11 protein-coding genes are annotated in these 13,373 nt (G+C 70.0%); 8 read left to right on the top strand and 3 right to left on the bottom strand.

Annotated features, from left to right (window positions below):
- The first annotated feature begins 8 nt into the window (after positions 1–8).
- The 7 genes from recR (at position 9) to thpD (ending at position 6,931) form a co-directional block, all read left to right on the top strand.
- Entirely contained in the window at positions 9–608 is a 600-nt protein-coding gene (recR, locus tag ACFSE6_RS17945) for a recombination mediator RecR (RefSeq protein ID WP_388010599.1), read from the top strand.
- A 271-nt stretch (positions 609–879) separates the two neighbouring features.
- Positions 880–2,160: an aspartate kinase gene (locus ACFSE6_RS17950; RefSeq protein ID WP_388010602.1), complete on the top strand. Its 1,281-nt coding sequence runs from the start codon at positions 880–882 to the stop codon at positions 2,158–2,160.
- Positions 2,157–3,257 (top strand): aspartate-semialdehyde dehydrogenase, encoded by a 1,101-nt coding sequence (locus tag ACFSE6_RS17955; protein ID WP_388010605.1) that lies wholly within the window; start codon positions 2,157–2,159, stop codon positions 3,255–3,257. Before ACFSE6_RS17950 ends, ACFSE6_RS17955 begins: the two co-directional genes overlap by 4 nt.
- 400 nt (positions 3,258–3,657) lie before the next feature.
- Complete coding sequence (ectA, locus tag ACFSE6_RS17960) at positions 3,658–4,191, top strand: diaminobutyrate acetyltransferase (RefSeq protein ID WP_388010608.1); 534 nt, start codon at positions 3,658–3,660, stop codon at positions 4,189–4,191.
- A gap of 82 nt (positions 4,192–4,273) precedes the next feature.
- Positions 4,274–5,545: a diaminobutyrate--2-oxoglutarate transaminase gene (gene ectB, locus ACFSE6_RS17965; protein ID WP_388010611.1), complete on the top strand. Its 1,272-nt coding sequence runs from the start codon at positions 4,274–4,276 to the stop codon at positions 5,543–5,545.
- Positions 5,546–5,582: 37 nt separating this feature from the next.
- Complete coding sequence (locus tag ACFSE6_RS17970; RefSeq protein WP_388010614.1) at positions 5,583–5,975, top strand: ectoine synthase; 393 nt, start codon at positions 5,583–5,585, stop codon at positions 5,973–5,975.
- Positions 5,976–6,031: 56 nt separating this feature from the next.
- On the top strand, positions 6,032–6,931 hold the full coding sequence (thpD, locus tag ACFSE6_RS17975; RefSeq protein WP_388010617.1) for an ectoine hydroxylase: 900 nt from the start codon (positions 6,032–6,034) through the stop codon (positions 6,929–6,931).
- Between the two features lie 85 nt (positions 6,932–7,016).
- Here thpD and ACFSE6_RS17980 read toward each other — a convergent pair whose 3' ends face one another.
- Complete coding sequence (locus ACFSE6_RS17980; protein WP_388010620.1) at positions 7,017–7,502, bottom strand: NUDIX hydrolase; 486 nt, start codon at positions 7,500–7,502, stop codon at positions 7,017–7,019.
- Positions 7,503–7,561: 59 nt separating this feature from the next.
- Here ACFSE6_RS17980 and ACFSE6_RS17985 point away from each other — a divergent pair, with 59 nt between their 5' ends.
- Positions 7,562–8,620, top strand: a complete 1,059-nt coding sequence (locus ACFSE6_RS17985) for a YdcF family protein (protein WP_388010623.1) — start codon at positions 7,562–7,564, stop codon at positions 8,618–8,620.
- A gap of 74 nt (positions 8,621–8,694) precedes the next feature.
- Here the strand turns inward: ACFSE6_RS17985 and ACFSE6_RS17990 are convergent, their stop codons facing one another.
- Positions 8,695–10,893, bottom strand: a complete 2,199-nt coding sequence (locus ACFSE6_RS17990; RefSeq protein WP_417398514.1) for a PhoX family protein — start codon at positions 10,891–10,893, stop codon at positions 8,695–8,697.
- 90 nt (positions 10,894–10,983) lie between these two features.
- On the bottom strand, positions 10,984–12,969 hold the full coding sequence (locus ACFSE6_RS17995) for a PhoX family protein (protein ID WP_465254184.1): 1,986 nt from the start codon (positions 12,967–12,969) through the stop codon (positions 10,984–10,986).
- Positions 12,970–13,373: the final 404 nt, after the last annotated feature.

Consider the following 13,373-nt stretch of genomic DNA (forward strand, 5'->3'; position numbering starts at 1 on the left):
CTGCCGCTGTGTACGAAGGTGCGGTCCAGGACCTGATCGACGAGCTCGGCAGGCTCCCCGGCGTGGGCCCCAAGAGCGCGCAGCGCATCGCGTTCCACATCCTCGCCGCCGATGCCGACGAGGTCGCCGCGCTCGCGCGTGCGTTGACCGAGGTCAAGGCGAAGGTCCGGTTCTGCGAGATCTGCGGCAACGTCTCCGAGCAGACGCAGTGCCGCATCTGTGCCGACCCCCGGCGGACCTCCGCCGTGCTGTGCGTGGTCGAGGAACCCAAGGACGTCGTCGTCATCGAACGCACCCGGGAGTTCCGCGGCCGCTACCACGTGCTGGGCGGCGCCATCAATCCGATCGACGGCGTCGGTCCGGACGATCTACGCATCCGCGAGCTGATGACCCGGCTGGCCGACGGCGAGGTCGAGGAGGTCATCCTCGCCACGGACCCGAACATCGAAGGGGAGGCGACCGCGACCTACCTCGCGCGGATGCTGCGCGGCATGGGGATCGCCGTCTCCCGCCTCGCCTCCGGCCTGCCGGTCGGCGGAGACCTCGAGTACGCCGACGAGGTCACGCTCGGCCGTGCCTTCGAGGGACGGCGGCGGGTGGAGGCCTGAGCCTTCCCGAGCGCACCCCGGACAGTGGGGCGTGGACCGTGCAGTCCACGATATGGACGCCGTCGGTGGGGTAGGTAGGTGCGCCGGATTCTCGGTGACAGCATGCCGATAGGCGTCCGGTGGCGTGGGTGGGCTCCGGCCGTCGCGTGCGGGGTGTGTGACGCGGCTCGTGTCGCGGACAGTGCGCCGTCCGTACTATGGATCGCGGTTCACACGGCCTCGTCACCCTTGGCCGGTCTGCCCGCTATCCATCCCAGGAGTTGTCCTTTCCGTGGCCCTCATCGTGCAGAAATTCGGAGGTTCGTCCGTCGCGGACGCGCCGAGCATCCAGCGTGTCGCCCGCCGGGTCGTCGAGACGAAGAAGGCCGGCCACGACGTCGTCGTGGTCGTCTCGGCGATGGGTGACACGACGGACGACCTGCTCGACCTCGCCGGCCAGATCACGTCCGACGCTCCCGCACGCGAGATGGACATCCTGCTGACCGCCGGCGAGCGGATCTCCATGTCCCTGCTCGCCATGGCGGTGGGCGAGCTCGGCGTCCCCGCCCGCTCCTACACCGGCCAGCAGGCCGGTCTCCGCACGGACACCCGGTACGGCAAGGCCTCGATCGTCGCGATCGGCCCGGAGCGGATCACCAGCGCCATCTCCGAAGGCAAGGTCGCGATCGTCGCGGGCTTCCAGGGCGTCAACGAGCTGAACGACGTCACCACGCTCGGCCGGGGCGGATCCGACACCACCGCCGTCGCGCTCGCGGCGGCGCTCGAGGCCGACGTCTGCGAGATCTACACCGACGTCGACGGACTCTTCACGGCGGACCCACGCGTGGTCCCCAGCGCCCGCAAGGTCCCGGCGATCACGTACGAGGAGACCCTCGAGCTCGCCGCCAACGGAGCGAAGGTGCTGCACCTGCGGTCGGTGGAATTCGCTCGCCGCCACAACGTTCCCCTACACGTCCGGTCGTCGTTCTCGCACAAGGAAGGCACCTGGGTCACCGACGCCAGCGTCACCGCCCCGGGGCAGGAGGAAAACATGGAACAGCCGATCATCTCCGGTGTCGCGCACGACCGCAGCCAGGGCAAGATCACGGTCGTCGACCTGCCGGACGTGCCCGGCATCGCGGCCCGTCTCTTCGAGGTCGTCGCCGGGGTCGACGCCAACATCGACATGATCGTCCAGAACGTCTCCACCCACGGCAGCGGCCGCACCGACATCTCCTTCACGCTGCCGGAGTCCGACGGCCGCGCCGTGCGCACCGCCCTGGCTGAGGCCGCGGACCAGCTGCAGTACAGCGAGGTCCGGTGGGACGATCAGATCGGCAAGCTCTCCCTCGTCGGTGCCGGGATGCGGTCGCACCCGGGCGTCTCGGCGAAGCTGTTCAGCGCGCTGTTCGGGGCCGGGGTGAACATCGAGATGATCTCCACTTCGGAGATCCGGATCTCCGTCGTCACGCGCATCGAGGACCTCGACACCGCCGTGCGCGCCGTGCACTCCGCCTTCGAGCTCGACGCCGAGGAGACCGAGGCCGTCGTCTACGGGGGGACCGGACGATGAGCGAGAACAACGCCACCGTCGCGACCGAGGCACCTCCCGCCGGCTCCGGGCGCGGCCTCACGATCGCCGTCGTCGGTGCCACCGGGCAGGTCGGCCGTGTGATGCGGACCCTGCTCGAGGAGCGGGACTTCCCGGCGACGCGCGTGCGGTTCTTCGCCTCCGCGCGGTCCGCCGGGACAACCCTGCCGTTCCGCGGTGAGGACATCGTCGTGGAGGACATCACCACCGAGGACCTCGGCGGCATCGACATCGCCGTGTTCTCGGCCGGCGGGTCCGCCTCGCGCCAGCACGCGCCGCGATTCGCCGCGGCTGGTGCCGTCGTGGTGGACAACTCCTCGGCGTGGCGCAACGACCCGGAGGTGCCGCTGGTCGTCTCCGAGGTCAACCCGCATGCGCTGGCCGACCGCCCCAAGGGCATCGTGGCCAACCCGAACTGCACCACGATGGCGGCCATGCCCGTCCTCAAGGTGCTGGACGCCGAGGCGGGCCTGAGCCGTCTCGTCGCCTCGACCTACCAGGCCGTCTCCGGGTCGGGCCTGAAAGGCGTGCGGGAACTGGAGAGCCAGGCGCGCGCCGCCGTCGACCAGGACCTCGCCGGATTGACGCTCGACGGCTCCGCCGTCGACTTCCCCGAACCGGAGGCGTACGTCGCGCCCATCGCCTTCGACGTCGTCGCCCTCGCCGGGGACCTCGTCGACGACGGCTCTGGGGAGACCAACGAGGAGCAGAAACTGCGGAACGAGTCCCGCAAGATCCTCGAGCTGCCGGACCTGCCGGTCTCCGGGACGTGTGTTCGGGTCCCGGTCTTCACCGGCCACGCCCTGTCCATCAACGCCGAGTTCGCCCGGCCCATCAGCCCGGAACGGGCGCGGCAGCTGCTCGCCGACGCGCCCGGCGTCGAACTCGCGGACGTCCCGACTCCGTTGCAGGCAGCCGGCAAGGACCCGAGCTTCGTCGGCAGGATCCGTCAGGACTCCTCCGTGCCGGACGGACGGGGGCTGGCCCTCTTCGTCACGGGGGACAACCTGCGCAAGGGAGCAGCGCTGAACACCGTCCAGATCGCCGAGATTCTCGCCCAGCAGCTCACGCCGGCCTGACCGCACCAGGCCGCGACCGCACGCCGGTCGGGTGTGGGCGCCGACCGGAGGGTCGGTGCCTCTCCCGGCCGGCGTGTTTGCGTTGACGCGGAGGTTCGCACAGGTCGGGCAGCACAGGATTGACGAGTCGGCACAGGATTGACGAGTCGGCACACCTGGGGCGGCGTCGGTGCACGTCAGGTCCATCGGTGCAGGTCACCGCACTGTCACCGGGGTCACACCCCTCGGATTCGTCTCACCATATGGACTAGATTTCGGGTGTGTTTCCGAGCGGTCATCGGCCCGCGGTTTCCCGCAGGAGAATGCGGGGTTCAGCGGATGCACAGCCTCCTGCGGCGCCCTCGGGCCAGGCTCGATCCGGTACCGGACGGGCGCAGAACTGCTTACGGTAGTCAGCGGTATGCCGACGAGAACGCAGCACGAGACTGACGATCCGCCGACCGACACGACCCCGGAGTCCGCTCCGCTGACGATCCGTCCGACCACGGCGGCCGACGGCGCCGAGATGTGGCACCTGGCCCGCGGAGGCGGTCTCGACCTGAACTCGTCGTACGCCTACCTGCTCTACGCACGCGACTTCGCCGACACGTGCCGGGTCGCGACTGTCGACGGCAACGTCGTCGGGTTCGTCATGGCGCACCGGCCGCCCGGGCGGCCGCGCAGCGTCTTCGTGTGGCAGGTGGGCGTCTCGCCCGCAGCCCGTGGCCGCGGCGTCGCCGGGAGAATGATCGAGGACCTCCTCGACACGCTCGACGTCGACACCCTCGAGGCGACGGTGACCGAGTCCAACGGCGCCTCCCGCGCGCTGTTCGGCTCGATCGCCCGCAACCACGGCAGCGAGGTGGTGTGGCACGACTTCATCCGCACGGAGGACTTCCCGGACGGCCACGAGGCCGAACCCCTCCTGCAGATCGACCTCACGGGGCGGAGCTGAGAACGCTCCCGTGAATCCCCACGAGCCCGGACCGCCGGGCGCCAAGGAGGCCACTCAGCAGGCCATGACACAAAGGAACCGCATGTCCATCACGCCCGCGACAGATGCCACCGAGCTCGAGTCCGGAGTCCGCAGCTACTCACGCAACTGGCCGGTCGTCTTCGACCGCGCCGTCGGAGCCACCCTGTACACGGAGGACGGTGCCGAGTACCTCGACTTCTTCGCCGGCGCCGGCACGCTCAACTACGGCCACAACAACCCGCAGCTGAAGAAGGCGCTGCTCGAGTACCTCACGGACGACAAGATCGTCCACTCGCTCGACATGCTCACCACCGCGCGCCGTGACTTCCTGACCACGTTCGCCGAGAAGATCCTCCGGCCCCGCGGCCTCGACCACAAGGTGATGTTCCCCGGGCCCGGGGGCGCCAACGCCGTCGAGGCGGCGCTCAAGCTGGCCCGGAAGGTCACCGGCCGCGAGGCGGTCGTCTCCTTCACCAACGCCTTCCACGGCATGACCCTCGGCGCGCTGTCGGTGACCGGCAACTCGATGAAGCGCGGCGGCGCCGGCATCCCCCTCGTGCACGCCACCCCGATGCCGTACGACGACTACTTCGACGGTGACGTGCCGGACTTCATGTACTTCGAGCGCCTGCTCGAGGACGCCGGCTCCGGACTCAACGAGCCTGCCGCAGTCGTCGTCGAGACGGTGCAGGGCGAAGGCGGGATGAACACCGCCCGGATCGAGTGGTTGCAGCAGCTCCAGGAGCTGTGCCGCAGCCACGAGATGCTCCTCATCGTCGACGACATCCAGATGGGCTGCGGCCGCACCGGCGGCTTCTTCAGCTTCGAGGAGGCCGGGATCGTCCCGGACATCATCACGCTGTCGAAGTCCATCTCGGGCTACGGCATGCCGTTGGCGCTGACCCTGGTGCGTCCCGAGCTCGACGTCTTCGAGCCGGGCGAGCACAACGGCACCTTCCGGGGTTTCGCCCCGGCGTTCGTCACCGGCACCGAGGCGATCAACACCTACTGGTCGGACGAGACGCTGCAGCGCTCCACGGCCGACAAGGGTGCCGTCATCGAGTCCACGCTCAACGCCCTGGTGGCCAAGTACCCGGACGCCGGGCTGGTGGCCAAGGGCCGCGGCCTGGCACGGGGGCTGCAGTTCGAGGAGGCCGAGAAGGCTTCCGAGGTCTGCCGCGCCTGCTTCGAGCGGGGGATGATCCTGGAGACCTCCGGTCCGCTCGACGAGGTGGCGAAGTTCCTGCCACCGCTGACCATCACCGAGGACGAGCTCGGGCGCGGCCTGAGCATCTTCACCGACGCCGTCGACGCCGTCCTCGCCCAGTCCTGACCCTTCCCGCATCACAGAAAGGTTCCGAGGAACCAGCATGATCGTTCGCACCATCGACGAGATCACCGACACCGAGCAGGACATCAAGACGGAGAACTGGCGCAGCAAGCGCATCGTCCTCGCTCGTGAGGGTGTCGGCTTCTCCGTGCATGAGACCACCCTCTATGCGGGAACGGTCAACGAGTTCTGGTACGCCAACCACATCGAGGCCGTGTTCGTCGTCGAGGGCGAGGGCGAGGTCACCGACCTCGCCACGGGCGAGACCCACCAGCTTGCGCCGGGTTCGCTCTACCTCCTCGACAACCACGACAAGCACCGCGTGGTCCCGCGTACCCAGATGCGCACCGTGTGCGTGTTCAACCCGCCCATCACCGGACGAGAGGTGCATGACGAGAACGGTGTCTACCCGCTGGTGACCGAGGCGAGCTGAGCCGCTCGCGTGCGTGACGTCACGATCCCGGGCCGGCCCGGGAGAAGGGAATGTTCATGACCGCGACGATCGATCCGACCACCGACCTGTACCCCACCCGGCTGTCGCAGCCGGGTGCGGTCATCGACCGCGAGCACCCGACGGTGTGGGGCTCGCCCGAGGACGGCCCGTTCGATGCCGCCGCCCTGAAGGCCCACGAGGAGCGCGGCTTCACGATCCTCGAGGACTTCATCACCCCGGACGAGGTCGAGGGCTACACGGCCGAACTGAACCGGCTCGCGGCCGACCCCGCGGTCCGGGACGACCACCGCACGGTGACCGAGAAGGTCTCTGGCGAGGTGCGCTCGGTGTTCGAGGTGCAGAAGATCAGCGAGAAGCTGGACGCGCTGAGCCGTGACCCGCGGCTGCTGGACCGTGCGCGCCAGTTGCTCGGCTCCGACGTCTACCTGCACCAGACCCGGATCAACTTCATGCCCGGGTTCAAGGGCACCGGGTTCTACTGGCACTCGGACTTCGAGACCTGGCACGCCGAGGACGGGATGCCGATCCCGCGCGCGGTGAGCTGCTCCATCGCGCTGACCCGGAACTACCCGTTCAACGGGGGGCTCATGGTCATGCCGGGCTCGCACCGCAGCTTCATCCAGTGCGTGGGTGAGACGCCGGAGAACAACCACGCCTCCTCGCTCAAGGAGCAGAAGATCGGCGTGCCCACCGAGGACGACATCACGCGGATGGCCGGCCAGCTCGGCGTCGACCAGTTCACCGGTCCGGCGGGCTCCGCGTTGTGGTTCGACTCGAACATCATGCACGGGTCCGGCAACAACATCACGCCGTTCCCGCGGTCGAACATCTTCATGGTGTTCAACAGCGTGGAGAACACGCTGACCGAGCCGTACGGTGCCCCGGCGCCGCGGCCCGAGCACATCGCGAACCGCGACTTCACGCCGCTGCGCTAGTCCGGGAGCGGGGCTGGTCCGGGCGCGTCATCGCCCGGGCCAGTCCGGCCGCCGGCCGAGCCGGTCATCTCAGCCGAGGTGGCTCTCACGCCACGAACGACGCTCCCGCCGCGGGGTTGCGCCGGTAGCTCAGGGACGCTCCCAGACGCTCCTCGGACGACGGCGTGAGGTCCACGGGAAGGTCGTCCAGTTCGAACCAGCCGACCGCTGTTGACTCCTCGTCGGCCACCCGTGCGGTTCCGCTGCGGTAGCGGCACAGGAACGTCAGGTCCAGGTACTGCGAGACGTCGCCGTTCGGGTAGCGCACCCGATCACCGGCGCTGACCGCGGTGAGTGCGACCGCCTGGGCGATCACCGCCGTCTCCTCCTGGATCTCGCGCACCAGGCCGACCGCCGGCTCCTCGCCGGGCTCGAGGATGCCCGAGGGGAGCGCCCAGCGGCCGTTGTCGGCTCGCCGGCCCAGCAGGAGCCGGTCGTCGTCGTCGAGGACCACGCCTGTCACCCCCGGCAGCCACAGCAGGTCGTGACCGACATGTGCACGCAGGGCGGCGACGAACTCCGGGACCGGCATGGCACGAGCCTACGGCGGCATTCTGCCTGGAGCGGATAGGTGCGGATAGGGTGACGGGCGTGAGTCCCGGACCGGTCCCCGACGTCACCGCCGGACCGGGTTCGGTACTGACCACCGCCGCGGTGACCGGCTTGTGGGCCGTGTGGCTGTGGTGGTCCGTCCGGCGCGACGCCCGCCGGCTGCGTAACGGGTTCCTGCTCGTGGCCGTCGTCTACTCGGCTCTGGGGCTGGTGGCCCAACTCGTGGACCTGGTGCCGGGTGGGTCCGAGGTCGTGTCGTGGGTGAGCCTCGCGGTCGTTCTGCTGCTGGGGCTGGGCCTGCTCGCTCTGCCGGTCTTCCTCCTTGCCAACGGGTTGGCCATGGTGCGCCGGGAACGGCGCTCACCGGCGAACCTGCTCTCCCTCGTGGCCGGTCTGGCGATGATCGCGGCACCCGTGATGACCCTGTTCCTCGTGGCGGAGGACCGGCCGTGGTCCGCGGCGCTGGCGGTGGCCACAATGCTGGTGGCGATGTGGGCGGGGTACCTCTTCCTGGGGTTCGTGGCGCAGACGCTGCTGTACCGGTGGCTGGTCAGGAGGGTGCGCGCCTCCGCCGTGATCGTGCTCGGTGCCCGGGTGGTGGGCGGCCGGGTCCCGCCGTTGCTGGCCTCCCGACTCCGGACCGGGTTGGCGGTAGCACAGCGGCTCGGCACCGACGCACTCCCGGCCGTGCTGGTGCCCTCCGGCGGTCAGGGACCGGACGAGGACCGCCCGGAGGGCGAGGTGATGGCCGACTGGCTGCGCGATCAGGGCGTGCCCGATGAGCGCATCCTCGTAGACGACCGCGCACGCACCACGCGCGAGAACCTCCGCAACAGTGTGGAACTCCTTCGCTCCCGCGGTATCGCAGGGCCGTACCTCATGGCGACGAACAACTACCACGCGCCGCGGGCGGCACTGGAGGCGCTCGACCTGGGGCTCGACGTGCACGCCGTCGGTGCACCGACTGCGGGTTACTACGTTCCCAGCGCCTATCTGCGCGAGTTTGTTGCGGTGATCAGTCGTCGCCCGCTCATCCAGGTTCCCGCTGCGGCGGCCGTCGCGCTCGTGAGCTGGGTGATTTTCCAGGCGGCGTCCTGACCCGCCGGCGGACGTCGCCGAGGGCCACGGCGGGTGACCGTGTGCCCTCGGCGACGTCGGTGGTCCGGCCTCGCTCAGCGGGTGTCGGGTAGGCGGGTCGGCGGCTGGTCGGTCGAGCCGCCGCCGGAGCCGCCGCGGTCGTCGTTCCCGTCGCCGGCGCCGTCACCCGGGCCGCCGTCACCCGGGCCGCCGTCGTCGGTCGGGTCCTCGGTGGGCTCCTCCGTCGGGTCCTCGTCCGGATCCTCCGGCGGCGGTCCGCCCGCCGCCGAGGCCACGACGACCGAGGGGCGCGGGAGTGAGTCGCCGCCGCCCGGCCAGTTCGAGATCCGGTTGTCGAAGCTGACGTCGTCACCCTCGCCGGGGTGCTGGACGGCGACGAGCACGCGGTCCTCGGTGATCACCGGGCCGCAGGTCTCCGCGCCGACCGGGACCGAGAGGAACTGACGCACCTGGCCACGGGCCTCGCCCTCCAACGGCACCTGGTAGAGCGCGTCATTCCAGCCGAGCGTGCCGGGCTGGCCGTCGGTGCTGATCCAGAGGTTCCCGGCCGGGTCGAACGCGAGGTTGTCGGGGCAGGAGATGGCCGAGACCTGGGACTTGTCGAACCCGGCGAAGTAGGTGTTCGGGTCGTCCGGGGAGCCGCAGAGCAGCAGGATGCGCCAGGCGAACGAGGCTGCGGCGGCGTCGTCGCCTTCTTCGACGATCTCGATGACGTGGCCGTCCTTGTTCTCCGCGCGCGGGTTGGCCTCGTCGACCTCCTCGGCGGTGCGATCGGTGTTGTTGGTGCAGGCCATGTACACCCGCCCGGTCTCCGGGTGCGGCTCGACGTCCTCCGGGCGGTCCATCTTGGTGGCGCCGACGGCGTCACCCGCGAGCCGGGTGAAGACGAGAACCTCCTCGGCCGTCATCCCGGGCACGTGGGACGTGGTGCCGGAGACCAGCGGGATCCACTCGCCCGAGCCGTCGAACTCCCCGTCCTCCGGCAGTGCTCCGCTGCCGTCGAACTCCTCCGCGGGACTGTCGCCGGTGAAGCGGGCGACGTACAGTGTGCCGCTGTCGAGCAGGGTGGCGTTGTGGGCGTCGTCCCCCTCGACGTAGGTGCCGTCCGAGACGAACTTGTAGAGGTAATCGAACCGCTCGTCGTCGCCCATGTAGGCGACGGCGCGGCCGTCCGCGGCGATGTTGATCGTCGCGGCCTCGTGCTTGAAACGGCCGAGAGCCGTGCGTTTGCGCGGCGTGGACGAGGGGTCGAACGGATCGACCTCGACGATCCAGCCGAACCGGTTCACCTCGTTGGGCTCCTGGCCGAGGTCGAACCGCGGGTCGACGGTCTCCCAGAGCCGCTCGGACGCTTCCTCGTTGACCCCGTACCGGGCGAGACGCTCCCGCGTCGTGGCGTCCTGGACGGCGGCCGCGTTCGCGAAGTACTGGTGGAAGTTCTCCTCGGCCGTGAGCCAGGTCCCCCACGGGGTGAGGCCGCCGGCGCAGTTGTTGAGCGTGCCGAGGACCGTGCGGCCCTCCGGGTCGTCCGAGGTGCGCAGGTACTCCGAGCCCGCCGCCGGTCCGGTGATCTCGAACTCGGAGGTCACGGTGATGCGGCGGTTGAGCGGAGCGTCCAGCACGGGGGTGAGCGAGCCGTCGGATCCGCCGTCGAGAGTCACCACGCTCAGGCCGTGCGCCGCCCAGGCGATCGCGACCTGCTCCTCGGTCGGTGCGGCGGCGTCGTAACCGGGGAACATCATCGGCTCGGTGGTGTACTCGTGGTTGACGACCATGAGGAACTGCCCGCCGTCGAGCTCGAAGAGACCGACGTGGTCGTTGTTGAACCCGAACTGACGCGCCTGAGCCTCGGGGGTCTGGTTCTGCGGGTCGAACTCCGGGGCGTCGGAGAACAGCGGGTCACCCCACCGGATGACGACGTCGGCGACGTAGCCGTCCGGGACCACGACGGCGTCGTTGGTCTGCTGCTGGATCGGATCGAAGACCAGGCCGCCCGGCCCGCCTCCGGCCGGCGGCTCGGTCGCGGCGACCACACGCTCCGCGGTGGCGGCGGTGGCGCCGCCGGCCATGGCCAGGACCAACCCGGCCTTGAGGACCGACCGGCGGGAGAGCGCTGCGGCGGCGACGTCACCGAAGTACTCGTTCGCCGAGCGGTTGGGCACCTCGTGGAAGCAGGCGTCGCCGCAGCGGTAGCGGCACGTCATGGCTGACCTCCCACCACGGTGGGAGGTCAGGAGGGGGAGTAGCGGGCGACGGGCGGACGGCACTGGCATCGTGGCTCCTTGCAGGGGACAGGATGCCGGTCAACCTAGGCACGCCAGGTTGCGTTCAGACGGAGCGGGGGTGAACTTCGGGCTAAGGGGTCAGGCGTGTCCGGTCCGCTTGCCGTCGGCGCGGTAGGCGACCACGATCGATGGGCGCGGCACCGAGGAGCCTCCGTCGGGCCAGTGCGAGGCCTGGTTCTCATAATTGGCCCCGTCGACCTCGCCGGGATGCTGGACGGCGACGAGGACGCGTTCGTCGGTGATCACCGGGCCGCAGGTCTCCGCGCCGGTCGGGACGGCGAGGAACTGCCGGACCTCGCCGCGACGTCGGCCGTCGACGGCGACGCCGTAGAGGGCGTCGTTGGCGCCGAGGGAGTCGGGTTGGCCGTCGGTGGAGATCCACAGGTTGCCGTGGTCGTCGAACGCGAGGTTGTCCGGGCAGGAGATGGCCGAGACCTGGTCCTTGTCGTAACCGGCGAAGTACGTGCCGGGGTCCTCGGGGTCCCCGCAGACCAGGAACAGCCGCCAGGAGAAGGTGGCCGCGGCGGCGTCGTCACTGTCCTCGACCAGTTCGAGCACGTGCCCGAACCTGTTCTCGGCACGTGGGTTGACCTCGTCCGCCTGCTCGGCGGTGCGGTCAGTGTTGTTCGTCAGCGCAGCGTAGACGTGGCCGGTCCGCGGGCTGGGCTCGACGTCCTCCGGCCGGTCCATCGCCGTGGCGCCGACGGCGTCCCCGGCCTGCCGCGTGAAGCACAGCACCTCCTCCGGCGTCATGCCCGGCACGTGCGAGGTGGTGCCGGAGACCAGCGGGATCCACTCGCCGGTCCCGTCGAACGCCCCGTCCGACGGCAGGGCTCCGGTCCCGTCGATCTCCCCGGCCGGGCTGTCGCCGGTGAAACGTGCGACGTACAGGGTCCCGTGCTCGAGCAGGGTGGCGTTGTGTTCGTCGTCGTCCGGGCGGTACGCCTCCGCGGAGACGAACTTGTAGAGGTACTCAAACCGCTCGTCGTCGCCCATGTAGGCGACCGCGCGGCCGTCGGCGGCGAGGCGGACGGTGGCGCCCTCGTGCTTGAACCGCCCCATGGCGGTGCGCTTCTTCGGCGTCGACGTCGGATCGTACGGATCCACCTCGACGATCCACCCGAAGCGGTTGATCTCATTCGGCTCCTGGGCCAGGTCCCAACGCTCGTCGAACCGCTCCCACTTCCGCTCGGTCTCGGCGCTCTCGGCCCCGTACCGGTCGAGCCGCTCGCGTTCGAGCGGGTCCCGGATCGCGTCCGCGTTGGCGAAGTACTGGTGGAAGTTCTCCTCGCCGGTCAGCCACGTGCCCCAGGGCGTCAGCCCACCGGCGCAGTTGTTCACGGTCCCGAGGACCGTCCTGCCCTCGGGGTCGGCAGAGGTGCGCACGTAGTGCGAACCCGCCACCGGTCCGGTGAGCTCGAACTCCGCCGAGAGCGGCAGTCGGCGGTTGAGGTCGTGGTCGACGACGACGTCCAGCGCTCCGGAACGACGCCCTCGTCGCCTGCCGCTGACGGCGACGACGGTCAGGCCGTGTGCGGCCCAGGCGGTCTCGACCTGCTGGCGTGTGGGGTTGTCCGGGTCGTAGCCCGGGAACATGATCTCCTCGTTCGTGTACTCGTGATTGACCACCATCACGTGATCGCCGCGGCCGAGCGGGAGCAGACCGACGAAGTCGTTGTTGTAGCCGAACTGGCGCTCCTGTGCCTCGGCGCTCTGTCGCTCCGGGTCGAACACGGGAGCGTCGGAGAAGAGCGGGTCACCCCACCGGATGAGGACATCGTGAAGATATCCCGGCGGCACCGTGACGTGGTCGCCCGTCTGCTGGGTGAGGGGTTCGAACCGCAGTCCGACGGCGGCCGGTCCGGCTGTGTGCGGGGGAGGGGTGGCGCCGGCGCGGGTCGACGCGAGACCGGTCGCTCCACCGGTCAGTGCCAGGACCGCGCCGGCACGGAGCAGGGTGCGACGCGACAGGGCCGCGGCGGCCACGTCACCGAAGTAGGGGTTGCCGGAGCGGTTCGGCGCCTCGTGGAAGCACGCGTTCCCGCACCGGTAACGGCACGTCATGGCGGCTCGGCCACCCGTCTGGCCGGTCAGCAACGGCAGCAGCGGCCGTCGCGCGGGATCTGTCGCTCCATGTCGGGTTCGACTGCTCACGGGCAGCAGGCTGGCACGGCCCGTCCGATAAGTGAAGAGCAGGTTCCTGGCGAATGAACGCGCCGGCTCTCGGGCCGCCGTACCGACGGCAAGGCCCGGACCCTCGCATGGAGGGCCCGGGCCCGGTGTCGTCGGACACCGCCGTCGGGGTGGCGGTGTCCGGGCTCAGGACATCGGAATAGGGGTGTCTCGCGTCATCGGAATGGGCGTGTCTCGGGTCATCGGCATAGCCGGGCCAGTGATGGTCGGGCATGTCGAAACGACGACTGGTCATCGAAGCTGTTGTTGCCGGTGCCTCGCAGTCCCAGGTCGCC

The sequence above is a fragment of the Georgenia deserti genome, from assembly GCF_042680605.1.
GTDB lineage: Bacteria > Actinomycetota > Actinomycetes > Actinomycetales > Actinomycetaceae > Allobogoriella > Allobogoriella deserti.

Bases quoted from the DNA above. Each gene is read 5' to 3' on its own strand.
- ACFSE6_RS17955 (WP_388010605.1), top strand. From the start codon at position 2,157: ATGAGCGAGAACAACGCCACCGTCGCGACCGAGGCACCTCCCGCCGGC.
- ectA (WP_388010608.1), top strand. From the start codon at position 3,658: ATGCCGACGAGAACGCAGCACGAGACTGACGATCCGCCGACCGACACG.
- ectB (WP_388010611.1), top strand. From the start codon at position 4,274: ATGTCCATCACGCCCGCGACAGATGCCACCGAGCTCGAGTCCGGAGTC.
- ACFSE6_RS17970 (WP_388010614.1), top strand. From the start codon at position 5,583: ATGATCGTTCGCACCATCGACGAGATCACCGACACCGAGCAGGACATC.
- thpD (WP_388010617.1), top strand. From the start codon at position 6,032: ATGACCGCGACGATCGATCCGACCACCGACCTGTACCCCACCCGGCTG.
- ACFSE6_RS17980 (WP_388010620.1), bottom strand. From the start codon at position 7,502: ATGCCGGTCCCGGAGTTCGTCGCCGCCCTGCGTGCACATGTCGGTCAC.
- ACFSE6_RS17990 (WP_417398514.1), bottom strand. From the start codon at position 10,893: ATGCCAGTGCCGTCCGCCCGTCGCCCGCTACTCCCCCTCCTGACCTCC.
- ACFSE6_RS17995 (WP_465254184.1), bottom strand. From the start codon at position 12,969: ATGACGTGCCGTTACCGGTGCGGGAACGCGTGCTTCCACGAGGCGCCG.